Here is a 24,442-nt window from a genome sequence, read left to right as displayed (position 1 = left end):
ATCCTACCAGTCATCATCATCTGAACTATATAGTCCATTTGTAATTGCATCTGAATCAAGTAAGAATAATGCATTATCAACTACTTTTTGTCCCTCTTTTAAACCATCAAGTATCTCATATTTATTTGAAGAGATTCTTTTTGCTTTTATCTCTATTGGTTCAAACTGTGATTTTGATAGTTGTTCAAAAGCATAATATTTATCGCCTTTAGATAAAACGGCAGTTTTAGGTAAAGTTAAAATCTCTTTTTGGGTATCTCTTATTAAAACTTTTGCAAACATATTTGGAAATAGTTTTAAATCTTTATTTGGAACAATAAATCTTACATCTACAGTTTTAGTTTTTAAATCAATATTTGGATAAATCTTATCAACTTTTGAAATAACTGGTTTTTCAAATCCATCAATAGTGATTTTTGCTTCCATTCCCTCTTTTAAAAATGTTAAATCTTTTTGATAAACAGAAGCAATAAACCAAAGTTCATCTAAGGGTGCAAGTTGTAAAAGTAGCTTCCCTTTTTTTACAAAACTTCCATTATTTATACTTTTATTTAATATTATAGAATCAATTGGAGAATAAATAGAAATCTCTTCAATAATATTTTTTGAATTTACAATTTTGTTAATAGTTTTTTTATCTAAATCTAAAGATTTTAATTTTTCAATATTTCCCTTTAGTAAATTCTTGTTAATTCTTTTTGCAATCTTTATCTCTTGCGAAATTGAATTTATCTCATCTGAATAAAGAGAAAATAAAGATTCACCTTTTTTTACAAATTTATATTGCTCATTAGCATCAAGTTTTGTTATATATCCATCAAATCTAGTAACAACGTCATAAATTTTTGTTTCATTAATCTTCATATGCCCATAAAAGCTTTTTAAGGTACCTATTTGCTCTTTTTTTACTTCTGTAAGCTTTTTATTGAACAACTGCTCAACTTCAAGAATTTGAGCATTTAGTACTGCAAAGCCTAATAATAGGGATATTATGAGTGTTCTCATTATAAATCCTTGTCAAAATAGTAAGTTTTTGCCAAAGAAGTAAAATAATTCTCTTTTTCATCAATTGCTTTTAATTTATATTTGATTATTTCATTTTGGTTTTTTATTAATACTCTTGTATCAATTTTTTTATACATTAAAGTTGTATTATAGTTTTCAAGTATTTTTTGTAACTCTTCTTGTTTTGGAAGAATCTCTTTTTGAATAATATTAAAAGTTATTAGTGAATCATCTAGATTTTGTTTAATTGTTTCAATTTTATTTTTGAAATTAAATTTTATATCTTCTAATTTATGTTTTAGTTGTACAGATTTTAATTTTGCTTTTGTAGCTTTTATATCTTCACTTCCATAAACAGAAAGTGGAATGGCAAAAGATAAATTAACATAATCTTCAAATTTTTCATCCCTTTGGAAATATGTTAGATTCATTTTTATATCTGAATATTTTTTTTCCTCTTCTAATGAAGAGATTTTTGAACTTTTTTCGATAAGTTTATTTAGTTCTAGAATTTTTGGATGACTTGAGATATCAATAGAAATATTCTTTTCTTCTAAACTTGTATCAAAATCAATTGTTTCAATTTTTTCATAGGTAAGTTTTTCTAGTTTTAGTTTTAAGCTATTAAGTGCCCTTGTAAGTTTTGAAGAGTTTAATTTTAATTCTTTATACATAATTTGTGTATTGATAATCTGTTCTTGAGAAGCTTTATTATATTTATAAAGATTTTTTAGAAGAGACTCAAGTTTTTTTGTATTTATTTTAAACTCTTCAAATAAAGCTAATCTTTCTTCAATAAGCTTAATTTTAAAAGCGTATTCATAAACTAAAGCTTTTAACTCTAACTTTTTATCTTCCAGTTGAAGTTTAGATATTTCATAATCATCAACTGCAATATTTTTTGAAATCTCTAGTTTATCGCCTAGGGGTATATTTTGTGTAATTCCTACAAAATGTGCCTGCATAGGCTCTTTATCCCTTTTTGTTATATCATTTAATTGTAAGTCTGTAGCTCCAAAAGATAAAATTGGATTATTCCACTTATAAGATAAAGAGATTTGTTCTTTTAAAACATCAGTAGAGCTGCTAATTTCTTTTAACGTATAGTTTTTCTCAAGTAAAGAGTTAACTAAATTGTCAAGGGTTTGGGCATTTGATGTTATTACAAAAAATGAAGCGATAACTAAAGATTTTTTTAACATGGTAACTCTTATAGATTTACACTTGATCTAATTTTATGAACTTCACCATCTGCTGTTTTAAACATTAAATGGTATTGCCAAGTTCCACCCATTGAAAAGTTGATTAATATTTTATATTTACCATCAACTAATTCTGCTTTTCCTACTTGTTCCATATATGGCATCCCTGGCATCTCTGGCATGAAAAACTTTGCTTTAACTTTTGCATCTTCTAATGCTTTACCATCTTTTGAAAGTGTTACATAAAAAATATTATCACCAACAACTAATGATTTTTCTGATACTAAATTTACATCATATCCATCTTTTTTTCCAGAAAGATTAATAGGTTCAGCCCATAAAAGACCAACAGTAAGCGCTAAAATAGAAATTAATTTTACTAATTTCATTTTTACTCCTTTAAAAAATTTAACGAAGTATAAAAATCTAATGGGGAAAAAGTGTGGAAGGAAATGAGATTAAAACTTTAAAATAAAAGTTGTACCCTCGTTAACTTTAGAATCAACTTGAATATCAATGTTGTATTGAGTAGTAATATTTTTTACAATATTAAGCCCTATTCCAAAGCCTCCACTTTGAGTTGTGGCTCTAAAGTATCTATTAAAAATATCATTTATTTTTTTTTCTTCTATACCTATTCCAGTATCTTTTATTGTAAGAGTATTGTTTTTTAGTTCTATAAAAATTGAACCTTTCATTTTATTATATTTTACAGCATTTGAAAGCAAGTTATTAAATAATCTAATAAAATCATTTTCATCAATAAAATAGTTTGTATCCTCTAAAGAGGTAGAAATAGATATCTTTTTTCTTTCTGCTAAAGCTTCAAAATATTTTAACTGTAAAATTATTACCTCTTTAAGATTTATATTTTTAAAATCTTCCTTTTCTGAGTTATCTTCTAAAAAAATATACGTTAAATCTTTATATATTTCAGAAATTTTATTAGCTGCTAATTGAATTCTTTTTATCTGTTTTTTAGTCAATTCTTCACTCTCACTTGACATCAAAATTGCACTAATTGGAGTATTTAACTCATGGGTTGTATCTTTTATAAAATTGTTGAGTTTTTCCCTTTCATCTTTTATTGGTTTAAGAAGAAGTTTCGCAAGGTAAAAACCAATTAAAGCTAAAATAGAATATACAATTAAAAATAAAGTGATAATATCTACTTGCATTTTTTTTAAACTTTTAAATAAAAGGTTTTCTTGGATTACAATATAAGCAACACCCAAATGCCCATAAGTAGAGTCATTAACTAGTGTAAAGTTTTGTTCATTTTGAATAAATTGTTTTGTAAAATCAATTTTTTCATTTAAATTACCAATAATCAAATTTTTATCTTTATCATAAAAAGAGATTTTGTAAATATCATTTTTTAAAAACTGTTTTAAGTCTAAAGAGCTATCACTCATATGAGTAAAAATAATCCTTGAAGAGATATTTGAAACAACATTTTGCATTCTTGTTTTTGTCAAATCAAAATATAACTTTTTTTCATTTTGATAATAAAGTATTGCAATTAACATCATCAAAAATAACGAACCACCTAAATATAGTGCAAAAAACCTATAAAATGTTCTCTTTTCATTTCTAGTTAAATCGATATTAAACTCCAATATAAAATTTTGAAGATTATATCATAATAGGTTTTTTTGTTTATAAAAGTTTTCCACACACTTTCCTCATAATTTAAATAAAGTTAAAAATAAAAGGATATGAAATGTATGGATATATGAATATGAACATGACAATGTTTCATGGCTTAGGAATGTTAATTTTTTGGTTTATAGTTTTCTTTTTAATTTTTTCATTTTTTTCAAAAGATAAAGAAAAAAAAGAAGAGACTCCCTTAAATATCTTGAAAAAAAGATTAGCAAAGGGTGAGATATCTAAAGAAGAGTATGACGAACTAAAAAAGACTTTGTCAAAATAAAAATAAAGAGGATAGAATGAATAAACCTTTTTTAATAATTACTACTATAATCATTGGACTTTTTACCTATGGTATAAGCGTTGAAAATAACAAAGTTGAAGGAAGATGGTATACAAAAGAACAAGTAAACTTTGGTAAAGAGGTCTTTATAAACAATTGTGCTTCATGCCATGGAAAAAATGCAGAAAAAACAGTTAATTGGAAAACAAAACTATCAGATGGTTCTTACCCTCCCCCTCCACTAAACGATAAAGCCCATGCTTGGCACCATCCAAAATGGCAACTTATGAAGATAATAAATGAGGGAGGTGCAGCTTATGGAGGCAAAATGCCATCATTTAAAAAAGTTTTAACCCAAGAAGAAAAAGAAGCAGCAATTGCATATTTTCAAAGCTTTTGGTCAGATGAGATTTATGAACTTTGGAATGTTAAATTAAAAGGTTTAAAAGAAAAGAAATAAAATTTTATCATCTACTGAAAAACCCCAAAGATAGTAACTCTTTAAGGTTTCTTTAGGAGGAGATAATGAAAAAGTTTTATATTACTAAAACTTGAATTTATTATATTAATATAAAGTGTACTATGTGTGGAGTTTTATAACTTTTTAACCTTTAATCTTAGAGAATTTAATACAACAGTAACAGAACTAAAACTCATAGCTATTCCTGCATACATTGGACTTAACATTATTCCAAAGAATGGATATAAAATTCCTGCTGCTAAAGGGATTCCTAAAATATTATAAGCAAAGGCCCAAAATAGATTTTGTTTTACAATATTCATACTTTGATGTGAAAGTTTTATACTTTTTACAACAGAGTTTAACTCATTGTTAATCAAAATTATATCCCCAGCATCTTTTGTAATATCAGCTCCAGAATTAAGGGTAATACCAATATTTGCTTGTTTGATTGATGGTGCATCATTTATCCCATCACCGATAAACATAACTTTTGCATCTTTTTGGAATTTTTTAATAACTTCATATTTTTGTGTTGGTATTACTTGAGAATAAACTTCATCTATACCCAATCTTTTAGCAATAATTGAAGCCGTAATTTCATTGTCCCCTGTCAATAAAATTGGAGTAATATTCATATTTTTTAAATCTTTAATTACATCAACTGCTTCATCTTTTAGTTGGTCTTCTAAACAAATAGATCCTATTGTTTCTTTATTTATAGCTACAAAGATTACTCCATTTGTATTTTTTAACTCTTTATTATAATATTCATTATGCTCTTTTGAAATAATTACATTTTCATCATCAAGAAGTTTTTTATTACCTAAAAAGTACTCCTTTTCATCAAACTTTGCTTTTATACCATGTCCTGGAATAACTTGAACATCTTGAATCTCCAATGAACAATTTATATCTTTGTTTTCTATAAAATTTACAATAGCCTTAGAAATAGGATGTTCACTATATCTTTCAATTGAACCAACAATTTGAAAATATTTTTCATCTATATTTGTTTTTGAAACACTAATGTTTCCTTTTGTTAGGGTTCCTGTTTTATCAAAAATGGCATATTTTATCTCTTTTATTTGTTCTAATATCTCTGGATTTTTAATCAAAATCCCCTCTTTTGCTCCCCTGCTAACTGAACTAACTATCGCAATTGGCGTTGCTAATCCTAAAGCACATGGACAAGAGATAATAAGAACACTAATACTTGCAATAATCGCATTTTGGAAATCTCCTATTAAAATACCCCAAACAAAAAAGGTAAGTATAGAAATAGCTATAACTGATGGTACAAATATATTTGCAATTTTATCTGCAAACCTACTAATAGGTATTTGTTTACTTTGTGCAGATTTTAAAAGAGAGATAATCTTCGATAAAGTAGTATCTTGTAATTCTTTTTGAACTTTAACTTTGATAATTCCATTTGTGTTTAATGTACCTGCTAAAACTTCATCATCAACTTTTTTAAATACGGGCATTGATTCACCTGTTATCATAGAAGTATCAATATCAGCTTTCCCTTCTACAATAATTCCATCCGTTGGTATTTTATCTCCTGTTTTGACTAAAACAATATTATCTATTTTAAGAGTGTTTGCTAGTACAGTCTCAACACTTTTATCATCTTTGATTAAATTAGCATTTTGAGGGGCCAGATTCATAAGATTTTTCAAAAAATCACTTGCTTTTTGTTTTGAATTTTCCTCTAAAAATCTTCCTAAAATCATAAAAGTTATAATAACAGCTGCCCCATCAAAGTACATAAATCGTAAATGTTCAGGGAATAAAGATGGTAAGAATAAAACAAATGTAGAATAAAAATATGCAGCACTAGTTCCAAGTGCAACTAATACATTCATATCGTAGTTTTTATTTGTCACAGCTTTGTATGCAAGTTTATAAAATCTTGCTCCACTATAAAATTGAACTATTGAAGCAAGAGCAAATATTACATAAGGTTTGATTGTCTCATCTAAAATATTGAAAAAAGCAAAAATAAAAATTGTAGAAGTGATTAAAATAGATGTAAAAAAAAGTTTTTTAAGATGATTAAAACTTCTTTTTTGCTCCTCTTCTAAATGTTTAAAATCCTCTTCAACTTTATATCCTAGTTTTTCTATACTAGAGATTAGTTTCTCTTTACTGAAAAGTTCAGGGTCTATACTAAATTCACCTTCACTTGAAGCGAAACTAACTTTAGTATCAATAACTCCCTTTTTTTTACTTAAAAATTTTTCAATTCCATTGGAGCAATTAACACATGTCATACCTGAAATATTTAGGTTTATTTTCTCCGTTTTCATTTTATTACTCTTCTATAATTTCGAATCCAAGTTCTTCCATCTCTTTTTTAAATTCAGATTCTTTAGTTTCATTTTCTATATTAACAGTTACCTCTTTTGGTGTAACATTTAAATTAACTTCTATTTCACCAAATTCATCTTCAAGTGATGCTTTGATCATATTTGCACAATTATTGCAAGATATGTTTTGTGCTTTATAAGTTTGTTTCATTTTAATCTCCTTATCTTTTTACTATAAATTGTCCCATCATTCCAGCATCTTCATGTTCTAAAATATGGCAGTGGTACATATATGGAAACTCTTTTGTTGATTCATGTTCAAATTTAACTGCAATCTCTACCGTTTCATTTCCATAAACTAAAACTGTGTCTTTTAAACAAGTTTCATTTTCAAATGTAGCTTTTCCATCCCTAGAAAGAATCCTAAAACTACAACCATGAATATGGAAAGGATGGGGCATCCTTTGTTGATTTTTTATTCTCCAAATCTCTACTTTATTTAATGGTACAATCTCATCAATTCTATTCATATCCATTTGTTTACCATTTATAGCTAACCATCCTGGTCTCATATTTAAAGTAAACTCTCTTATATTTTTTGTAGCAACATTTTTATATTCTTCAATTTCAATAAGGGTACTTGGTATAGAAAATTTTTGAGGTTTTTCATTTTTTACTAAAATTTTAAGAAGGGGTTTGTTACTAAAACCATCTCCAAAATATATCTCTTTGCCAGCTAAATCTGAAAAGTCTACTAATATTTCAGCTCTTTCAGCAGAAGCTAAAAGTAAGGTTTTCATTTTTACAGGTTTAGGAAGGAAGCTTGAATCTCCAGCTATTTGAGTAAACTCTCTTAAGTCATTGAACATAAACTTATTTATTCTTGCATTTGAACCATTCATTATTCTAAATCTAATAGTTTTAGGTGATACTTCAAGAATAGGGTCAATCACGCCATTTACTAAAGAGATTGAACCTGTAACTCCCATCATAGTATCATGCATAGATTGTTTATATAAAAACTGACCTTTCATATCAAATCGTCTATCTTGAAAAACTAATGGGATATCATCTATTCCATACTCCTTTGGCAAATTTAAAGAGTTAGAATCTTCATCTTCAATAATAAATAATCCTGCAATTCCCATAAACACTTGGTATCCAGTTTTTTCATGGGTATGGGGATGATACCAACACATTGAAGCTCTTTGTTCAATTTTATATTGTGTAGTCCAAGAGTTATTTGGTTTAATTGAACGGTTTGGTCCACCATCACTAATTCCAGGTACCTTTAACCCATGCCAATGCAAAACTGTATTTTCTTTAAGAGAGTTTTTCACATTTATTTTAACGGTATCATCTCTTTGAACTTTTATAGTTGGTCCTAAAAAATCTGTATTTACTCCAAAGGTTTTTGTTTTTGCACCATTTAAAAACTCAACACTTCCCTCTTGAACGGTTAAATTAAACTCTTTAATACCATCTCTAATCTTAGGCTCTAAAATTGGTGGAATTGGAAGAGGTTTTGAAAAAGCTGGAAATAATGATATTTTAACTGTTGTTGTATTAGCATTTAAAAATGTAGTTGAACACCCTAATATTCCTAGTTTAACAAAATCTCTTCTTTTCATAACATTCCCTATTTAGTGTTTTTCATAAATTGCTGTAGAACCATCTTTTTTAATAGATAAAACATTATAAGGTTGTTTTACATCTCCTTGTTCCATCCCTGGACTTCCTATTGGCATACCAGGAACCGTAATACCTACAATATCTGGTTTTTCCTCTAACATTTTTTTCACAGCAGAATAATCAACATGACCAATTACTATATAATTATCAATAATAGCTGTGTGACAAGAAGCTAAAGAGGGGTTAATCCCTAGTTCGTTATTTACACTATTTACATCGTTTACCATTCTTACTTTTACATCAATCCCATTTTTTTGCATAATCTCAGTCCATTTTGTACAACATCCGCAATATGGAGTTTTATATACAATCATCTCTTTTGCTGTTTGAGCGAAGCTTAAAGTAGCTGCAAATAGAGTTACAAGTAGTGTTTTTTTCATCTTATTTCCTTTATAAATTTTTTATATATTTTGCTAAAGTTGGTATTTTCTCATCAGGGATATTTTTCATTTGTTGTTTCATAATTTCCCCAAAACCATAATCATTTATAGACCCTGATTTATACCCTTCTAATTTTTTAATCAAAGTAGTAATATTTGAATCTTTTAATGAGGGTACTGCATTCATATAGATTTTTTCTGCTTTATTTCCATGACAAAATTTACATGAACTATATAAAACAGCTCCCTCATCAAAGGAAAATAAATTTGTTACGAATATAAAAAAAATTAATAGATTTTTCATTTTATACCTTTTTTAAATCTTTGAGATTATGACTTTTTAGCGTGGAGAAAGTATGGAAAGTTTAATATTTAAATATAAAACTAATGATATACTTACAAAAATTGGACAATTTAGGATAATAAATGAAAGTTTTATTACTTGAAGATGACACTTTATTAAATGAGATTATTGAAGAGTTTTTACTTGATTTAAACTATGAAGTTGTAACAACTTATGATGGTCAAGATGCCCTTGAAGCTATATATGAAAATAAATTTGATTTACTTTTATTAGATGTAAATGTACCTTCAATAAATGGCTTAGACTTACTAAAAAGTTTAAAGGAAAACTCTATTGATATCCCTACAATTTATATCACATCTTTACACACTTCTAATGATATGAAAAATGGTTTTGAAGCAGGAGCTGATGATTATATTAAAAAGCCTTTTCATTTAAGTGAATTAGAACTTAGAATAAACAATATAAAAAGACTAAGACAAATAGAGAGTAATGGAAAAACAAAATTATCAGATACAATTGAATATGATTTTGATAGTAAGATATTACTTAATAATGGGATTAGTTCAAGACTTTCAAAAATAGAAGCAAAGGTTTTTGAATACCTTTTAAAAAATAAAAATAAAGCTGTATCAATTGAGGAGATTGCCAACAATAATTGGGTTTATGATGAAGCTCCAACAGATACTACTATTAGAACTTATATAAAAAATCTTCGTAAAATATTGGGTAAAGATAGAATTTTAAATATTAAAGCTATAGGGTATAAACTTAGCCTTTAAAATCTAAAGTAAAAGTAGTTCCCTCTTTCTCTTTTGATTGAACATCTATTTTTATATTATATGATTTACAAATATGATAAACGATATTTAATCCAATACCAAAACCACCCTGCTCTTTTGTAGCTCTATAATACCTATTAAAAATATCTTCAAGTTTTTCTTCAGCAATACCTATACCTGTATCTTTAACTTTTAAAACACTATTTTTTAGTTCTATATCAATAGAACCACCTACAATGTTATATTTTATAGCATTTGAAACTAGATTATTAAACAATCTTATAAAATTTTCTTTATCAATTATAAATTTTGTTGGCTCTAAATTTGAAGTGATTTTTAATCTTTTTTTAGAAGCAAAAGAATCAAAATATTCAAGTTGTTCAACTATTATCTCATCAAGGTTTAGATTTGTTAATTTCTTAGGTTTTTTATTATCTTGTAAAAATAGATATACTAAATCTTTGTAAATTTCAGAGATTCTTTTTGCACTTAGATTTATCCTTTGTAGATTTTTTTCTGTTGCTGGTGCACCCGCTCCTGTACTCATTAAAATAGCTGTAATAGGGGTATTTAACTCATGGGTTGTATCTTTGATAAAATTGTTCAATTTTTTTCTTTCATTAATAATTGGAGCAATAAACATCCCTGCTAAATAATAAGCAATAACAGTTATAGTTGAAAAAGTTAAAAAGAAATAAAAATAGAGTTTTTCAAGTAACTCTTCTATTCTCCCATGATAAATATTCTCTTTAATTACAATATGATAAACCCCTAAATGACCCTTAGGTGAACTTTCAACGAGAACATAACTATCATCAATTTTTTGAAGTTTTTTTGATAAGTCAATCTCTTTGCCTTTACTAACTAAAAGATTTCCTATTAACTTTTCATGTTGCTTATCATACAAAGCATATTCATATTTTATAAAATCTGCTAATTTTGTTGTATCTATTGTTAAGTTTGCCATATGGGCATAGATGATACTTGAGGATACTTTACTTGCCACATTTTGCATATTTGAAGTGATTAAATCATATTGGAGTTTTGATTCCATTTTATAAAATAAATAAAATATTATACTAAGTAAAATAAGTGAAGAACCTAGATAAAGTCCTAAAAATCTTCTAAAGGTATTTTTTTCACTTCTTGTTAAATCTATAACCAACCCCTTTAATCGTTTCTATATACTCATCACCCACAATTTTTCTAATATTTTTTATATATGTTCTAATTGTAGAAGAAGTTGGTGAATCTTCATATGACCAAATATTTGAACTTAATTCATCTTGTGATACACATCTATTTGTATTATTTAAAAGATATTTTAAAATTTGTGCTTCCTTTAAAGGAAGTTTTGTTTTGATTGAATCATTATCAATAAAATTTAGTTTTGTATTAAACTTTAGATTTTCACCTATAACTAATTCGTCATCTTCCATATGAAGAAGTCTTTTTATATTGTTTATTCTAAGCTCTAACTCTTTTAATTCAAAGGGTTTTTTCAAATAATCATCAGCCCCTGAATTAAAGCCCTCTTCCACATCATCAACAGAATCTAAAGAGGTTGTAAAAATAGCTGGAGTTGTAATATTATTTTCTCTTAATGATTTTAAAAACTCAAAACCTGTCATATTTGGAACATTTACATCAAGTATAAGTAAATCAAACTGCTCATCATAAATTATCTCACTTGCTTGCATTCCATCATAAGCAACTGTTACATCATAGCCTAGGTCTATTAAGAACTCTTCAACTATTTCATTAAGTATTAAATCATCTTCTAAAAGTAGTATTTTCATGGCAAATATTATATCACATAATAAAAAAATTAATCCACACATACTCTACACACTTACTTAACAAAACTCAATTATACTTCCAATAACAAAACATAAAGGAGCACGAAATGAAACTTATTAAAACTTTTCTTTTAACATCAGTTTTAGGTTTAGCATTAGCAAATGCCACACCTCATACTCTTGATAAATCTCATAGTGAAGTTGGTTTTTCTGTAAAACATTTGATGATTACAAATGTAAAGGGTGAATTTACTGACTATGATGCAAAGATAGATTTTGACTATAAAACAAAATCTTTTAAGATGCTTGAAGCAACAATTAAAGCAGCATCAGTTGATACTGGAATTGAAAAAAGAGACAATCACTTAAGAAGTGAAGATTTTTTTCTAGCAGAAAAATATCCAAATATTACTTTTAAAATGAAATCATATAAACCTGATGGAGATGAAGGGATGATGATTGGTGATTTAACAATTAGAGGAATCACTAAAGAGGTAAAACTAAAAATTGAAGATCTTGGAACAATAAAAGATTTAAAAGGAAATAATAGAGTTGGATTTACTATTGAAGGTAAAATCAATAGAATGGATTATGATTTAAAATGGAATAAGGTTTTAGAAGCTGGTGGCTTTGCAGTAAGTGAAACTGTAAAATTAATTGTAGAAGTTCAAGCAGTTGAACAATAAATAATATAAAATACCATTTAAAAATAAAGGAAAAGATATGAAAAAAAATACTAAAATCAAATTAGCTGGAGTTCTTTTAGGAGCTGCTTTATCAAGTACAGGTGCTTATGCAGGAAGTGGTTCTTGTGGTTCTTCAAAATGTGGTGGAGAAAAGAAAATAGAGAAAAAAGGTTCTTGTGGTTCTGCTAAATGTGGTGGAGAAAAGAAAAAAGAGATGGCTGATGAGATGAGTGGGAACTCAGGTAAAAAAACTGAAATGGCTAAATGTGGTGCAGATATGAAGAAAAAAGTTGAAGGTGCTTGTGGCGCTGGAAAATGTGGGTGAAATGGTGAACAATAATGATTAATCTTAGAGGTTGTGGTTTAGGTTTAAGAAGTGATTTTTTACTTGATATAAAAAAAAGTAAATTTCAACCAGATTGGTGGGAGGTAACTCCTGAAAACTGGATGCATATGCCAAAACTTTATGAAAAAGCATTTGAACAAGCAGTTAATTCTAGACCTACTGTAGCCCACGGATTATCATTATCTATTGGTTCTGTTGACAAGCTAAATAAAAAGTTTGTCAAACAGATCAAAACTTTTTTAGACAGATATAATATAGAATACTATTCTGAACATCTATCTTTTTCCTCACTTGAGGGGAAACAATCCTATGAATTACTTCCTGTTCCAATGACAAAAAACATGGTTAATTTTATAAGCGATAAGATAAAAGAGGTTGAGAATATTATTCAAAGAAATTTGATACTTGAAAATGCAACTTATTATTATGCCCCTTATGCCGAAATGAGGGAAGTTGATTTTATTAATGAAGTATTTGAAAAATCTGGTGCAAAAATGCTTTTAGACGTAAACAATGTATTTGTTAACTCTGTTAATCATGGTTTTAAAGCTAGAAAATTTATAGATGAGATAGATAAAAGCAAAATTGCCTATATGCATATGGCTGGACATTATAATGATGAAGACTCAAAATTAAAAATTGATTCCCATGGAATGCCAATATGCTCTGGAGTTTGGAAGTTATTAGAATATACACTTAAACAAGTTGATGCCCCTGTTATGATTGAAAGGGATAATAATATTCCCCCACTAAGTGAATTAGAATTAGAATATAATCAAATGAAAGAGATTGTAAAAAGAGTTAGAGATGCCCAAAAATAATAGTTTAGAAAAAGATATTCAAAATAGATTTTTTAACATTTTATTAAAACAAGAAAAAGGATATGAAACAACAAATATAGAAGTTTATCAAAAACTTGTTTTCACAAGATATGAAGAGGTTATAAGAAACTCTTACCCCCTTTTAATAAAAAATATTAATCAAATTACTTTGGATAAATTAATAAACAAATTTATGAAAAACACCCCTTCAACCCCTTTTATTTGGAAAATTCCAAAAGATTTTAAAAAGTTTGTAAAAAAAACAAAAGCTTTTGAAAATAGAAAATATTTGTATGAACTTATGTATTATGATTGGATAGAGATTGAACTTTTTATGAAAGAATACAAAACATATAAAAAGGGTAAATTTTCTTATGAAAATAGATATAAAGTATCTAAAAGTGCTAAGTTTAAAGCTTTTAAATACGATATTATCAATAAAAAAATTCAAGAAAAAAGAGATAATTTCTTAGTAATTTATTATGATTTTGAAGCTGATGATGTAATATATAGAGAGATTAATCAATTGATTTTTGAATTGTTTAAAAGAATTGATAAGAAACAAAGCATTGGAAAAATTTTAAAACAACTTTGTAAAGAAAATGATATAGATTATAAAGAGGCTAAAAAGATTTTAGCCCCTGCTTTAGAAGAGTTGTATATAAATAAAGTTTTTATTTAACTCCTACATTTTTTAACAGATTTTGGGTATAAAAGTAAGCAAATATAGCTGCACTATAAATCATAACTAAAATACCAAACCATAAATAAAAATAGTCAAGTGCTAACCAAACTACAAGAATATAAGCAACTAAATATTTTGCAATAATCTGCCTATATAAAGCTATATATAAAATCATTTTAGGTTTTTTTATAGCTTGTAAAGTTGAAACACAAATAAATAAAATCACATAAGCATAAAATATCCATACTTCAACAAGTAGATAATCAAGCCCATATCTAATAACTTCTAAATCTGAATCAAATTGTGAGATTATCAATTTCCCAAATATATATAAAAATATAATCCCAAAAGTAGAGATATAAAAGCCATATTTTAGTGCTGTATTTAAAGTCTCTTGAACCCTATCATATTTTTTTGCTCCAAAGTTGTTTGAGATAATAGATAGAACAGCTGAACTAAGTCCAAGGGCAGGTAAAAGCATAAGCTGTTCAACTCTAAATCCTATTCCATATCCAGCAACTGCTTTTACCCCATAAAGTGTAACAAAATACATCAAGATAATAGAACCAATCGCCATAATAAGCATATTCATAGAAGAGGGGATACCTTGAATTATAAAATCTTTATAGATTTTTAAATGGGGATAAAAATATTTTAAATTCTCAAAATGAATAAGTTTTGTCTCTAATACTTTTTTTAACATATAAATATTATTTAAAACTTGAATTAACACTGTAGCAAAGGCTATTCCTGAAATTCCCATTGCAGGAATAAACCAAAATCCATATATAAAAAGTGGATTTAAAATTAAATTTGCAAAAAAACCAAAAATCAAAGTATTTCTATAAGATTTTGTATCTCCCCTTGAGACTAAAATTGCATTTAATGCAAAATTTGTCATAAAAAAAATTGTCCCTGTAAGTATTACATTTATATAACTTAATGAGGTTTCTAAATACTCACCGCTTGCCCCTAATATTTTAAACAAAGTAGGGGATATTATAAAACCAATAATAGTTAAGGCTACTGCTAAAATTTGCATAAAAAATATCCCTTTATGGGCATATAATGAAGCAAGAAATTTTTTGCTTTTTCCAGATGCATTACCTATTAAAGCAGTAATTGCTGAAGAAAATCCATATCCAAGTCCAATAATAGTAAAAAATATCATAAAAGATAAAGATAAGGCAGAAATTGCTTGAGTTGAAATAAGTCCTGCATAAAAGGTATCAACTACATTATACATTGTATTAAAAAACATACCTGTACTTGCAGGGATTGCTATTTGTTTTAAAAGTGATGGGATATCATCTGTTAAAAGGTGCTTTGATTTAGTTTTCATATGTCATCACTGCCTTGAATTTTTTGAATGATAACCAAATAAAGTTAAATATTTATCAAAAAGAAAATGAAAAAATAGGGAGAGTGCATGAAAAGGAAAGATATCATTCAATCTTAAGATAAATATTTACTTTATAAACGTAGTATAAAAGATTAAAGTGATATAAACGTGGCATTTACTAAATTAAATCAGAAAAATCCTCATTTAAAATTAAAAGTTTTCTATCTTTTTTATTAAAAATAAATCTTGAATCTTTTCGTTCAATAGCTTTCATTATTATAAGTTTTATTTCTCTTTCACTTTTATTGTGTCTTTTTAAATATAAAGTAAAATCAACAATAGAGATAAATTTTTCTTTTGTTTTTTCTTGGGGTTTCTCTTTATTTTCTTGCTGACTTATAAGTTGGGGTTTATATATTGAACGCATCTCATTAAAAGCACTTTGTAAAAGTTCAATCTCTCTATTAAAAACACCTATAATTCTTTTTTGATTATTCTCTAACCTTAAAATCTCTGATCCATGTTGCTTTCTCATCCATTTAATAGACTTTTTTAATAATAATATCTGTTCATCTTTTGCTTTAACTACTTCTTTTATAGTCTCTTTAAAAGTAATCATTTCAACTTTTGGTTCTTCTTCAGAGTTTGTAGCAGTTGGAGAGATTTTTTGAGTATCGTTTATATAAACATAAGTCTTACCAGACTTTTTGATAGATTTTAATTGGTTTTTTTTAATTCTATAATGTACCCCTTGGAGAGAAATACCTAATATTTCAGCAGCTTGAGCTGTTGTAACTAATCTCTCCAAAGTATACCTTACATTTTATCGCTGTCTATTTCAATAACAGTGTGTACATTTCCACGAGGTTTAAAGTCTGCAACAACTTTCATCCATCTTGGTTGTAATTTTTCATAAAGTGTATCAAAAATTTCATTTGCACTATTTTCATGAGAAACTTCTCTAAACATGAAAGAGTTAATATAAATTTTTAATGCTTTTAATTCTATAACTAATTTATCTGGCGTATATTCTAAATAAATTGTTGCAAAATCTGGATATCCACTTCTTGGACATTTTGCCATAAACTCTGGCAATTCAATTTTTATTACATAGTTTTTTTCATTTTTATTTGGCCAGAAATTTTCTTCATTATTGATGTCAAATTCTACAATCTCTTTTTCACCATATTTCATTATATTCTTATCCTTTTAATATTTTTATATTAGATATATTTTTTGTTAAAAGTGCCATTTTATCATAATTTTACTTACATAATTTAGATAAATATCTTAATAAATTTTTAAAACCTTTTTATAAGAATAGTTTATAGTATAATAGCTTACAAAATTCATACTTTGGGGAAAGACTAATGAATACAACTTATGATATTGCCATAATTGGCGGAGGCCCTGGTGGCATAGGTACTGCCGTAGAAGCAGCGGTACATGGAGTAGAGAGAATACTACTAATTGATAAGGCAGATAATCACTCAAGTACTATTAGAAAATTTTATAAAGATAATAAACGAGTTGATAAAGATTGGAAGGGTCAAACAGTAGAAATTGAAGGAAATATTCCTTTTATGGATGGAACAAAAGAAACAACATTAGACTTTTTTGACCAACTTTTAGATTATGAAAAAATTGATACTGCATTTAACACAGAAGTAGAAAATATACAAAAAGATGAAAATGGAATTTTTCAAATCTCAACTGCCACTCAAGGTTTTAAAGCAAAAGCTGTAGTAATAACAATTGGAAAAATGGGAAAACCAAATAAACCAAGTTATAGAATACCACCTTCAATAAAAGAGTTTGTAAATTTTAACTTAGATAAATGTAGTGAAGGGGAAAAGATACTAGTTGTTGGAGGAGGAAATAGTGCGGCAGAATATGCCTACGAGTTAGCTGATGAAAACAACATAATAACTTTAGTTTATAGAAAAGATGAATTCACAAGACTTAATCCTGAAAATGAAGATATTTTGTATCAATACAATGGGCAAGAGAAACTAAGACTAAGACTAGGTACAGATATAATATCCTTAGAGAATGAACATGGAAAGGTAAAAGTGAATTTTGATGATGGTTACTACACAATATATGATAGAATTATTTATGCAATAGGTGGAACATCGCCTGTTGATTTTCTAAAAAAAGTTGGTATCCAAACTGATGATAAAGGGAAACCAATATATGATGAGCACTACAGAACAAATGTAAAAGGTATGTATGTTGCAGGAGATATTGCATTTAATACCGGTGGTTCAATTGTAACAGCTCTTAATCATGGTTACCATATTGTAAACTCTTATTTAAAAAGGACTGGAAAAATTTATGCCTATACGGACAAGGTGGAAGAGTATTTCAAAAACAATCCAGAGTTTAAACACTAAGTTAATATTGTGTTAGTAAAAAAATTAGTTAATCAAAATCTTTTTTTACTTGGCACATTAACCATACTTTTTTTCTCATTAAATTCAATATTTTGTAAAGCAGCCTTACAAAATAATTCTATTGATCCATATTCTTTTAGTTTTTTTAGACTATTTTTTGGAGTTATCACACTATTTTTAATATCTCTTTTTATAAATAAAAAAAACACCTTAGATTTAAAAAGCAATTGGCTAAATGGATTTTTTCTTTTTTTATATGCAATTTGTTTTTCATTTTCTTATATTAGTTTGGATGCAGGTCTTGGGGCATTAATATTATTTGCAGTAGTTCAAATAACAATGATACTTTTTGCTTTTATAAAAAAAGAAAAATTTGGATTAAAAAAATTAATAGGTATATCTTTAGCATTATGTGGATTGTTTTTTTTACTCTATCCAAGTAAAGATTTTTCAATCTCTATTTTCCATTTTATATTAATGGTAATAGCTGGATTTGCTTGGGCTTTTTATACCTTATTAGGAAGAAACAGTACAAATGCCATAAAAGATACTTCAAACAATTTTTTTAAAGCTTTTATTATCACTATTTTATTTGTTTTTCTTTTTATTGATGATTTAAACATCACTTCAAGCGGTTTATTCTGGGCGTTTTTATCAGGAGCTATTGCTTCAGGTTTAGGTTATTCAATTTGGTATTTTGTTTTAAAAGATTTAAAAATAGTAACAGCAAGTGTACTTCAACTTCTTGTACCTGTAATATCTATATTTATAAGTATAATTTTTTTAGATGAAAAATTAACCATAAGTTTATTAGTTTCAACTATTTTAGTTTTAGGTGGTATTTTTATAAGTTTAAAAGAAAAAAATTAACTATTTAATAAACTCCAATTATTTGCTTCATAACATTGAGAACAATTCATATACCTTTCATCCTCTTCACATAAAACACAATAATTTAAACTATTTTCATCAAAATCTTTTTTTTCACTAGATTTTGGATTTTTAGAAGCCATAAAACTTACATTTAAAACTGGATCTTTAACTAATTTATTAGCAGTTTCTGTGGTGATATTAATATTTCTTGCTACTGCTCTTCTTATATTCATACTACTTGAATTATGTAATTTCTCAAGTTCAACTGGACAAGTACTTGTTTTTGCTCTTTCTAATAATTGACTTTCTTGGTTCATTTCTAAATTCATTCTTTATCCTAAAATTTTATTAATTGATATGCAAATTATATACCGTGATGAATTAATATTCATCAAAAAATGAGACATTATATAGTATATTCTTAAATTTAGCAAAAATAATTGATTTAAATCAATTATTCAAATAATTTTTAGAATAAATATAAGATGATTTAAAAAAGGAGTTTTTATGCCCCACTTACAATTTGAGATAAATAAAAAAATATCACAAGAAACAAAAGAGAATTTTGTTAAAGAAATAAGAAAAACTTTTTCTGAAATCATGGATACAGGAACCGATCATATAGCAATTTCTATTAGAGAATATAACAAATATAATTTAACAATTGGACGAGCAAATCCAAATGATGATATTTGTTTAATGAATTTAGATATTAGAGAAGGCAGAACAATTCAACAAAGAAGAGAATTAGCTTTAAGATATATGTCTATTGTTAATGAACTATTTGAAGTTGAAAATAGAAATCAATATATTACCTTTACCCAACACAGCGGGGAAGATTTTCATTTAATAGAAAAATACCTTGATAAATGGGCTACAGGAGAAGACCCTTTAGCATAATATTTCTATGATATAATGAAATATTATTTTGAAGGACTTTTAATGATTTATAAAATATTTGTATTTTTTCTATTTAGTTTATTTTTATATGCCAAACCAATATCATTTGAAAATGATGTAAAACCTATTTTAGATAATAGATGCGTTGTTTGCCACTCTTGTTATAACTCACCTTGCCAGACAAAATTTAGTTCATTTGAGGGGATTACAAGAGGTGGAACAAAAACTGCAATATATGAAAATAGGATAAAACCAATTGAACCAACAAGATTATTTGTTGATGCATTAGATGAAAAAGAATGGAGAGATAAAGGGTTTTATTCTATTACTAAACCACTTGATGAAAACAACACAAGTATTATGGGTCTTTTTTTAGAACAAAAACAAAAATTTCCTATTAGCAAAGGGGATTATGCACCCGAATTAGATGATTTAACATGCCCAAAAGATTTAGATGAATTAGAAAAATATCTTGAAGAAAAACCATATCATGGGATGCCTTATGGGTTTCCAGCTTTATCAAAAAATGAGCATAAAATAATAACTAAATGGTTAAAAAATGGTTCTATTGATGATAGAAAAAAAGATATAGAACAACCAAAAGAACTAAAAGTACTTGAAGAATTTTTAAATAAAAAGGATATGAAACATAAAATCACTGCAAGATATATTTATGAACATCTTTTTTTAGCCCATATAAAATTTAACTCTTCAAATGATTTTTATCAAATTCAAAGAAGCTACGATAAAGAGGGAAAAAATCCTGTAAGAACAAGACTTCCATATGATGACCCTAAGAAAAAATTTTATTACACCTTTAGAAAAATAAGTTCTACAATTGTTCATAAAACCCATATGGTCTATGAAATTGATGATAAAAAAATAACAAGATATAAAGAGTTATTTATAGATAAAAAATGGTTCCCAACACAAAATATTAGTTATGAACCAAAAATAGCTTCAAATGCTTTAATTGCGTTTAGTCAAATACCTTCAGAATCAAGATACCAATTTTTGCTTGATGATATCCATTACTTTATAATGACCTTTATCAGGGGACCAGTTTGTAAAGGACAAATTGCATTAAATGTGATAAATGATCATTTTTGGATTGCCTTTAAAGACCCAAAATATGATGAAACAATCTTAAATAAAAAATTTTTAAAAGAAAACGCCTCAAATCTTTCTTTGCCAAATAAATATGGTGCAGATACGCCTTTAGTTAAGAGTTTTAATTTTATAAAATATGATAATGAAACAATTGAATATTATGAAAATAAAAACAAAATATATAAAAACAAAAGTTTAAATCTTGAATCAATTTGGAAAGGTAATAAAGTAAATAAAGAGGATAATGATGCCATTTTAACGATATATAGACATTTTGACTCAGCTTCTGTTCACAAAGGTGCACTAGGAAATATGCCAAGGACAATGTGGATAATTGATTATCCACTACTTGAAAGATTGTATTATTCACTTGTTGCAGGTTTTGATGTTTTTGGAAATACTCAACATAAAGTATTAGTTAGAAAATATATGGATAGACTTCGAATTGAAGGAGAAAGTAACTTTTTAGAGTATCTTCCTAAAAGCTCAAGACAAGAGGTTTTTAATAGTTGGTATCAAGGTTTTCTTGCAAAATATTTTGTAACATATACACCATCATCAAATGAAACATCAATAAACTATGAAACAAAAAATCATAAAGAAGAATTTATTGAAAAAATTCTTGCTTATACAAATACCAAAAAAGATAAAATCAATTTTATTGAAGAGAAATATCTTGAAACACCTATTTTAAATAGATACTCAAATAAAAAAGATATTGAGCAAGCCCTAAAAAAACTTACTTTAGTTGATAATTTAAAAAAATACAAAGAGTTTTCAAGTACAAATTTTAATCTTTTTTATATAAGGTTTAAACTAAAAACTCAAGATTTGATTTATACAGTTGTAATAAATAGATGGCATGATAATGTTGCTTTTATGTTTGAAGAGGATGAAAGATTAGATACAAATAAAGATAATATTAACATAATTGAAGGTTTTGTTGGTTCTTATCCAAATTATTTTGTTGTAGTAGAAGAGGGTGAAATAAGTAATTTTTTTAATATCCTACTAAATTATAATGAAAATGAAGAAAATCTAAAAAATTTTTTTATTAGAAGAAGTGATAAAAACTTTTGGGAAACATTTGACTGGTTTCAAAATAAATTTTATGAGATAAATCCTAGTAGAGCAGGGCTTTTTGATTTAAATAGATATTATCACAAAAGTTTCAATTAGTAGAAATTATTCTACTAATTGGATTCTAAAAACTTATCATCTCTTGCAATTTTCCCATAAAAAAACTCAAATACGATAGAGAATAAAAGAAAAGAACAAAATATAATCAATGCATTTAAATTTTTTTCATAGGTATTATATAAAAGAGTTAAAAGTGCCGTAAAACTAACCAAACTTGATAAAATAAGAAGATATTTATTTGCATCTAATTCTTTATACATTTTTAAAGCACTTATATTTATTATTGTAAAAATTAATAAAAAACTTGCACTTGCAATTATCGCTATTTTGGTTATATCAATACTATTTGCCATAACCAAACTAATAAGTGCAGTTGAAACAACCCCTGCAAAAGGAATATTATTTCTTTGTTCGTTTAGTTTTTTTGGTAACTCACCATCCCTTGCTAGGGTAAAACCTAATCTTGCATTTCCATAAACCGTTGCATTTATAGCTGAAAAAGTTGCTAATAAAGCAGCAATTGTTACAAGGACAAAACCAATATCTCCTAAAGCAGGTTTAGCTGCAACAGCCAAGGCATAATCCTTTGCTTCAAGTAGTTGTTTTTCATCTACTGTTCCAACTGTTATATATGCAATTAAAAGATATAAAACAATCACCAAAACAACTGATATATAAAAAGCTCTTGGAAGATTTTTCTCTGGATTTTCAATCTCTTCAGAGGAGTTTGCAATTAACTCAAAACCTTCATAGGCAACAAATATAATCATTCCTGCTACAAAAATAGAAAAAGGGTCAGAAAAATTTTCTATGGCAACTCTTGAACTATCTACGTAAGTAAAGCTTGTAAAGATAATTAAAAGTAACAAAACAACTTTTATTATAACTACAACTAGCTCTGAACGACTTACAAAAGTTGCACTTACCACATTTATAAAAGAGGGTACTAAAATAGCAAGGGAGATTAGAATATGTTCTAAATAAAAACCCTTTAAAGTTGGGAAAAAAGTTTGGGCATAGGAAGCAAATGATATAGAGTATAAAGAGATTGTTACTAAATAACTAATCCATAAAACTAAATTTAAACTTCCAGATAATAGATTATGACCGAAAGCATTATCTACAAAAACCACTGTTCCACCTCTACTTGGGAATTTTACAGAAAATTTTGCATAAGAATAAGAAGTTAATAAAGCAACAATTCCTGCTAGTAAAAAGGCTATTACAGTAGCTCCTTTTGCAAAAGAAACAGCTTCACCTAAAACAGCAAAGATACCACCTCCAACCATTCCACCAACACCAATTGAAACAGCACCAAAAAGTCCTATCTTTTTATCTTTCATATAAATACCTAAAAATAAATTTCAACATTTTAACATAATCTATTTTTTTATATTGATGGTTTATAATCTATAAATGAAATCTAATAATACATTTACAAAAATATTTACCCATGAAAAACTGCCATTTTTGGAACTCAGATACTCTAATAATACAAAACACTATAAAGAGCATATTCACGATACATTTTCTATAGGGATAAATTTAGAAGATAAATCAATCTATACAAACAAAGATAAAAAATATAATTTTGATGTGGGGATGATTGCAGTTGTAAATCCAAATGAAGTACACTCATGTAATCCAATAAAAGAAACTCCAAATCTGTATTATATGCTTTATTTAGATGAAAAATGGTGTTGTGGTATTCAAAACTTAGTTTGTGATGAAATTAGTACCTTTAAAGCCTTTCCTGAAAATATTATCTACGATATTAATCTTTATAATGAATTTAAATCTTTATGTGAAAATATTTTTAGTGATATTGACTACAATGAAAAAGAGGATGAACTTATAAACTTTTTTACTAAACTTTTTGGAAAATATTTAAATAAATCAACAACAAAAGTTGAGGACCCACTTTTTGATAAAATTTTAGATTTTTTAAATAAAAACTATAAAGAAAATATCTCTTTAGAAATAGTTTCAGAAAAGTTTGGATTAAATCCCTTTTATGTAATTAGGCTTTTCAAATCAAATATAAATATGACTCCCCATACATATTTACTAAATATAAAAATAAATAGGGCAAAAGAACTTTTAAAAAAAGGAGAAAGTATTGTTGATACTGCTTTAGAGTGTGGTTTTAGTGACCAAAGCCATTTTCATAGAAATTTTTTAAAAATCGTTGCAACAACTCCAAAATCTTATCAAGATAATTTCAAAGTCAATTTTGTACAAGAATAATTTTTTATAAATTTCTATAAT

The 24,442-nt window shown here is 26.7% G+C and carries 28 protein-coding genes; 12 read left to right on the top strand and 16 right to left on the bottom strand.

The genetic code is table 11. From position 1 onward, the window contains the following. Positions 1-3: 3 nt before the first annotated feature. The 4 genes from FDK22_RS05125 to FDK22_RS05110 all read right to left on the bottom strand — a co-directional run bounded on the left by FDK22_RS05125 (position 4) and on the right by FDK22_RS05110 (position 3,739). Positions 4-1,005, bottom strand: a complete 1,002-nt coding sequence (locus tag FDK22_RS05125; RefSeq protein ID WP_138151839.1) for an efflux RND transporter periplasmic adaptor subunit — start codon at positions 1,003-1,005, stop codon at positions 4-6. Continuing rightward, positions 1,005-2,207 carry a TolC family protein gene (locus FDK22_RS05120; RefSeq protein ID WP_138151838.1) on the bottom strand — a complete coding sequence of 401 codons (1,203 nt, stop codon included), beginning with the start codon at positions 2,205-2,207 and terminating at the stop codon, positions 1,005-1,007. Before FDK22_RS05120 ends, FDK22_RS05125 begins: the two co-directional genes overlap by 1 nt. An 8-nt stretch (positions 2,208-2,215) precedes the next feature. Then, positions 2,216-2,596 carry a FixH family protein gene (locus tag FDK22_RS05115; protein ID WP_138151837.1) on the bottom strand — a complete coding sequence of 127 codons (381 nt, stop codon included), beginning with the start codon at positions 2,594-2,596 and terminating at the stop codon, positions 2,216-2,218. 69 nt (positions 2,597-2,665) lie between these two features. Continuing rightward, positions 2,666-3,739, bottom strand: coding sequence for a sensor histidine kinase (locus FDK22_RS05110; RefSeq protein ID WP_138152229.1), 1,074 nt, complete (start codon positions 3,737-3,739; stop codon positions 2,666-2,668). Positions 3,740-3,930: 191 nt separating this feature from the next. Here FDK22_RS05110 and FDK22_RS05105 point away from each other — a divergent pair, with 191 nt between their 5' ends. Further along, the gene (locus FDK22_RS05105) at positions 3,931-4,143 is read left to right on the top strand and encodes an SHOCT domain-containing protein (RefSeq protein WP_138151836.1); all 213 of its coding nucleotides are present in this window, start codon (positions 3,931-3,933) and stop codon (positions 4,141-4,143) included. A 16-nt stretch (positions 4,144-4,159) separates the two neighbouring features. Further along, positions 4,160-4,603, top strand: coding sequence for a c-type cytochrome (locus tag FDK22_RS05100; RefSeq protein ID WP_138151835.1), 444 nt, complete (start codon positions 4,160-4,162; stop codon positions 4,601-4,603). Between the two features lie 134 nt (positions 4,604-4,737). On the opposite strand, the gene FDK22_RS05095 is transcribed toward FDK22_RS05100, so the two are convergent. From FDK22_RS05095 to FDK22_RS05075, 5 genes are read right to left on the bottom strand one after another with little or no spacing between them, the layout of a single operon-like run. Continuing rightward, positions 4,738-6,918 carry a heavy metal translocating P-type ATPase gene (locus tag FDK22_RS05095; protein WP_138151834.1) on the bottom strand — a complete coding sequence of 727 codons (2,181 nt, stop codon included), beginning with the start codon at positions 6,916-6,918 and terminating at the stop codon, positions 4,738-4,740. A 4-nt stretch (positions 6,919-6,922) separates the two neighbouring features. Next, a complete protein-coding gene (locus tag FDK22_RS05090; protein ID WP_138151833.1) occupies positions 6,923-7,129 on the bottom strand; it encodes a heavy-metal-associated domain-containing protein in 207 nt (68 codons plus the stop codon). 10 nt (positions 7,130-7,139) lie between these two features. After that, positions 7,140-8,549, bottom strand: a complete 1,410-nt coding sequence (locus FDK22_RS05085) for a multicopper oxidase family protein (RefSeq protein WP_138151832.1) — start codon at positions 8,547-8,549, stop codon at positions 7,140-7,142. Positions 8,550-8,561: 12 nt separating this feature from the next. After that, complete coding sequence (locus tag FDK22_RS05080; RefSeq protein ID WP_138151831.1) at positions 8,562-8,990, bottom strand: DUF411 domain-containing protein; 429 nt, start codon at positions 8,988-8,990, stop codon at positions 8,562-8,564. A 10-nt stretch (positions 8,991-9,000) separates the two neighbouring features. Further along, a complete protein-coding gene (locus tag FDK22_RS05075) occupies positions 9,001-9,294 on the bottom strand; it encodes a c-type cytochrome (protein ID WP_138151830.1) in 294 nt (97 codons plus the stop codon). 122 nt (positions 9,295-9,416) lie between these two features. Between FDK22_RS05075 and FDK22_RS05070 the strand changes: the two genes are divergently transcribed. Continuing rightward, the gene (locus FDK22_RS05070) at positions 9,417-10,076 is read left to right on the top strand and encodes a response regulator transcription factor (protein ID WP_138151829.1); all 660 of its coding nucleotides are present in this window, start codon (positions 9,417-9,419) and stop codon (positions 10,074-10,076) included. Here the strand turns inward: FDK22_RS05070 and FDK22_RS05065 are convergent. Both FDK22_RS05065 and FDK22_RS05060 read right to left on the bottom strand, forming a co-directional pair. Beyond that, a complete protein-coding gene (locus FDK22_RS05065) occupies positions 10,066-11,241 on the bottom strand; it encodes a sensor histidine kinase (RefSeq protein WP_138151828.1) in 1,176 nt (391 codons plus the stop codon). The genes FDK22_RS05070 and FDK22_RS05065 overlap by 11 nt on opposite strands. After that, complete coding sequence (locus FDK22_RS05060; protein ID WP_138152228.1) at positions 11,216-11,875, bottom strand: response regulator transcription factor; 660 nt, start codon at positions 11,873-11,875, stop codon at positions 11,216-11,218. Before FDK22_RS05060 ends, FDK22_RS05065 begins: the two co-directional genes overlap by 26 nt. Positions 11,876-11,982: 107 nt before the next feature. Here FDK22_RS05060 and FDK22_RS05055 point away from each other — a divergent pair, with 107 nt between their 5' ends. Genes FDK22_RS05055 through FDK22_RS05040 form a run of 4 tightly spaced genes read left to right on the top strand, consistent with a single transcriptional unit; the run spans position 11,983 to position 14,410 of the window. Beyond that, a complete protein-coding gene (locus tag FDK22_RS05055; protein WP_138151827.1) occupies positions 11,983-12,561 on the top strand; it encodes a YceI family protein in 579 nt (192 codons plus the stop codon). A 37-nt stretch (positions 12,562-12,598) separates the two neighbouring features. Continuing rightward, a complete protein-coding gene (locus tag FDK22_RS05050; RefSeq protein ID WP_138151826.1) occupies positions 12,599-12,886 on the top strand; it encodes an HvfA family oxazolone/thioamide-modified RiPP metallophore in 288 nt (95 codons plus the stop codon). 14 nt (positions 12,887-12,900) lie between these two features. Next, on the top strand, positions 12,901-13,728 hold the full coding sequence (locus tag FDK22_RS05045; RefSeq protein WP_138151825.1) for an MbnB/TglH/ChrH family RiPP precursor modification enzyme: 828 nt from the start codon (positions 12,901-12,903) through the stop codon (positions 13,726-13,728). Then, a complete protein-coding gene (locus FDK22_RS05040) occupies positions 13,715-14,410 on the top strand; it encodes an HvfC/BufC family peptide modification chaperone (RefSeq protein ID WP_138151824.1) in 696 nt (231 codons plus the stop codon). Before FDK22_RS05045 ends, FDK22_RS05040 begins: the two co-directional genes overlap by 14 nt. On the opposite strand, the gene FDK22_RS05035 is transcribed toward FDK22_RS05040, so the two are convergent. From FDK22_RS05035 to queF, 3 genes are all read right to left on the bottom strand, one after another. Further along, positions 14,403-15,755, bottom strand: coding sequence for an MATE family efflux transporter (locus tag FDK22_RS05035; protein ID WP_138151823.1), 1,353 nt, complete (start codon positions 15,753-15,755; stop codon positions 14,403-14,405). The genes FDK22_RS05040 and FDK22_RS05035 overlap by 8 nt on opposite strands. A gap of 178 nt (positions 15,756-15,933) precedes the next feature. Then, a complete protein-coding gene (locus tag FDK22_RS05030) occupies positions 15,934-16,563 on the bottom strand; it encodes a MerR family transcriptional regulator (RefSeq protein ID WP_138151822.1) in 630 nt (209 codons plus the stop codon). Positions 16,564-16,571: 8 nt separating this feature from the next. Then, positions 16,572-16,949 (bottom strand): preQ(1) synthase, encoded by a 378-nt coding sequence (queF, locus tag FDK22_RS05025; protein ID WP_138151821.1) that lies wholly within the window; start codon positions 16,947-16,949, stop codon positions 16,572-16,574. Between the two features lie 176 nt (positions 16,950-17,125). Between queF and FDK22_RS05020 the strand changes: the two genes are divergently transcribed. Both FDK22_RS05020 and FDK22_RS05015 read left to right on the top strand, forming a co-directional pair. After that, the gene (locus FDK22_RS05020; RefSeq protein ID WP_138151820.1) at positions 17,126-18,151 is read left to right on the top strand and encodes an NAD(P)-binding domain-containing protein; all 1,026 of its coding nucleotides are present in this window, start codon (positions 17,126-17,128) and stop codon (positions 18,149-18,151) included. Positions 18,152-18,160: 9 nt separating this feature from the next. Next, on the top strand, positions 18,161-19,021 hold the full coding sequence (locus tag FDK22_RS05015; protein WP_138151819.1) for a DMT family transporter: 861 nt from the start codon (positions 18,161-18,163) through the stop codon (positions 19,019-19,021). On the opposite strand, the gene FDK22_RS05010 is transcribed toward FDK22_RS05015, so the two are convergent. Next, positions 19,018-19,353, bottom strand: a complete 336-nt coding sequence (locus tag FDK22_RS05010; RefSeq protein WP_138151818.1) for a hypothetical protein — start codon at positions 19,351-19,353, stop codon at positions 19,018-19,020. The genes FDK22_RS05015 and FDK22_RS05010 overlap by 4 nt on opposite strands. 178 nt (positions 19,354-19,531) lie before the next feature. On the opposite strand from FDK22_RS05010, the gene FDK22_RS05005 reads away from it, so the two are divergent. Together FDK22_RS05005 and FDK22_RS05000 are read left to right on the top strand one after the other, a co-directional pair. Beyond that, positions 19,532-19,924 carry a tautomerase family protein gene (locus tag FDK22_RS05005; RefSeq protein ID WP_138151817.1) on the top strand — a complete coding sequence of 131 codons (393 nt, stop codon included), beginning with the start codon at positions 19,532-19,534 and terminating at the stop codon, positions 19,922-19,924. A gap of 42 nt (positions 19,925-19,966) precedes the next feature. Then, positions 19,967-22,213, top strand: a complete 2,247-nt coding sequence (locus tag FDK22_RS05000; RefSeq protein ID WP_138151816.1) for a fatty acid cis/trans isomerase — start codon at positions 19,967-19,969, stop codon at positions 22,211-22,213. Positions 22,214-22,227: 14 nt separating this feature from the next. Here FDK22_RS05000 and FDK22_RS04995 read toward each other — a convergent pair whose 3' ends face one another. Continuing rightward, positions 22,228-23,517 carry an APC family permease gene (locus FDK22_RS04995; RefSeq protein WP_138151815.1) on the bottom strand — a complete coding sequence of 430 codons (1,290 nt, stop codon included), beginning with the start codon at positions 23,515-23,517 and terminating at the stop codon, positions 22,228-22,230. 73 nt (positions 23,518-23,590) lie between these two features. Between FDK22_RS04995 and FDK22_RS04990 the strand changes: the two genes are divergently transcribed. After that, positions 23,591-24,421, top strand: coding sequence for an AraC family transcriptional regulator (locus FDK22_RS04990; RefSeq protein WP_138151814.1), 831 nt, complete (start codon positions 23,591-23,593; stop codon positions 24,419-24,421). The last annotated feature ends 21 nt before the right edge of the window (positions 24,422-24,442 follow it).

It is taken from the genome of Arcobacter arenosus (genome assembly GCF_005771535.1).
In the GTDB taxonomy this organism is placed as follows: Bacteria; Campylobacterota; Campylobacteria; order Campylobacterales; family Arcobacteraceae; genus Halarcobacter; species Halarcobacter arenosus.
The sequence above is the reverse complement of the archived record's forward strand: the minus strand, read 5'-3'. Positions and strand labels throughout refer to the sequence as shown.

What these genes read in the sequence shown, in the direction of transcription:
- FDK22_RS05090 (WP_138151833.1), bottom strand. Translation starts at nt 7,129, where the DNA reads ATGAAACAAACTTATAAAGCACAAAACATATCTTGCAATAATTGTGCA.
- FDK22_RS05040 (WP_138151824.1), top strand. Translation starts at nt 13,715, where the DNA reads ATGCCCAAAAATAATAGTTTAGAAAAAGATATTCAAAATAGATTTTTT.
- FDK22_RS04990 (WP_138151814.1), top strand. Translation starts at nt 23,591, where the DNA reads ATGAAATCTAATAATACATTTACAAAAATATTTACCCATGAAAAACTG.
- FDK22_RS05105 (WP_138151836.1), top strand. Translation starts at nt 3,931, where the DNA reads ATGTATGGATATATGAATATGAACATGACAATGTTTCATGGCTTAGGA.
- FDK22_RS05100 (WP_138151835.1), top strand. Translation starts at nt 4,160, where the DNA reads ATGAATAAACCTTTTTTAATAATTACTACTATAATCATTGGACTTTTT.
- FDK22_RS04995 (WP_138151815.1), bottom strand. Translation starts at nt 23,517, where the DNA reads ATGAAAGATAAAAAGATAGGACTTTTTGGTGCTGTTTCAATTGGTGTT.
- queF (WP_138151821.1), bottom strand. Translation starts at nt 16,949, where the DNA reads ATGAAATATGGTGAAAAAGAGATTGTAGAATTTGACATCAATAATGAA.
- FDK22_RS05075 (WP_138151830.1), bottom strand. Translation starts at nt 9,294, where the DNA reads ATGAAAAATCTATTAATTTTTTTTATATTCGTAACAAATTTATTTTCC.
- FDK22_RS05035 (WP_138151823.1), bottom strand. Translation starts at nt 15,755, where the DNA reads ATGAAAACTAAATCAAAGCACCTTTTAACAGATGATATCCCATCACTT.
- FDK22_RS05060 (WP_138152228.1), bottom strand. Translation starts at nt 11,875, where the DNA reads ATGAAAATACTACTTTTAGAAGATGATTTAATACTTAATGAAATAGTT.
- FDK22_RS05005 (WP_138151817.1), top strand. Translation starts at nt 19,532, where the DNA reads ATGCCCCACTTACAATTTGAGATAAATAAAAAAATATCACAAGAAACA.
- FDK22_RS05125 (WP_138151839.1), bottom strand. Translation starts at nt 1,005, where the DNA reads ATGAGAACACTCATAATATCCCTATTATTAGGCTTTGCAGTACTAAAT.
- FDK22_RS05085 (WP_138151832.1), bottom strand. Translation starts at nt 8,549, where the DNA reads ATGAAAAGAAGAGATTTTGTTAAACTAGGAATATTAGGGTGTTCAACT.
- FDK22_RS05080 (WP_138151831.1), bottom strand. Translation starts at nt 8,990, where the DNA reads ATGAAAAAAACACTACTTGTAACTCTATTTGCAGCTACTTTAAGCTTC.
- FDK22_RS05120 (WP_138151838.1), bottom strand. Translation starts at nt 2,207, where the DNA reads ATGTTAAAAAAATCTTTAGTTATCGCTTCATTTTTTGTAATAACATCA.
- FDK22_RS05000 (WP_138151816.1), top strand. Translation starts at nt 19,967, where the DNA reads ATGATTTATAAAATATTTGTATTTTTTCTATTTAGTTTATTTTTATAT.
- FDK22_RS05110 (WP_138152229.1), bottom strand. Translation starts at nt 3,739, where the DNA reads ATGATGTTAATTGCAATACTTTATTATCAAAATGAAAAAAAGTTATAT.
- FDK22_RS05045 (WP_138151825.1), top strand. Translation starts at nt 12,901, where the DNA reads ATGATTAATCTTAGAGGTTGTGGTTTAGGTTTAAGAAGTGATTTTTTA.
- FDK22_RS05050 (WP_138151826.1), top strand. Translation starts at nt 12,599, where the DNA reads ATGAAAAAAAATACTAAAATCAAATTAGCTGGAGTTCTTTTAGGAGCT.
- FDK22_RS05070 (WP_138151829.1), top strand. Translation starts at nt 9,417, where the DNA reads ATGAAAGTTTTATTACTTGAAGATGACACTTTATTAAATGAGATTATT.
- FDK22_RS05020 (WP_138151820.1), top strand. Translation starts at nt 17,126, where the DNA reads ATGAATACAACTTATGATATTGCCATAATTGGCGGAGGCCCTGGTGGC.
- FDK22_RS05055 (WP_138151827.1), top strand. Translation starts at nt 11,983, where the DNA reads ATGAAACTTATTAAAACTTTTCTTTTAACATCAGTTTTAGGTTTAGCA.
- FDK22_RS05010 (WP_138151818.1), bottom strand. Translation starts at nt 19,353, where the DNA reads ATGAATTTAGAAATGAACCAAGAAAGTCAATTATTAGAAAGAGCAAAA.
- FDK22_RS05115 (WP_138151837.1), bottom strand. Translation starts at nt 2,596, where the DNA reads ATGAAATTAGTAAAATTAATTTCTATTTTAGCGCTTACTGTTGGTCTT.
- FDK22_RS05095 (WP_138151834.1), bottom strand. Translation starts at nt 6,918, where the DNA reads ATGAAAACGGAGAAAATAAACCTAAATATTTCAGGTATGACATGTGTT.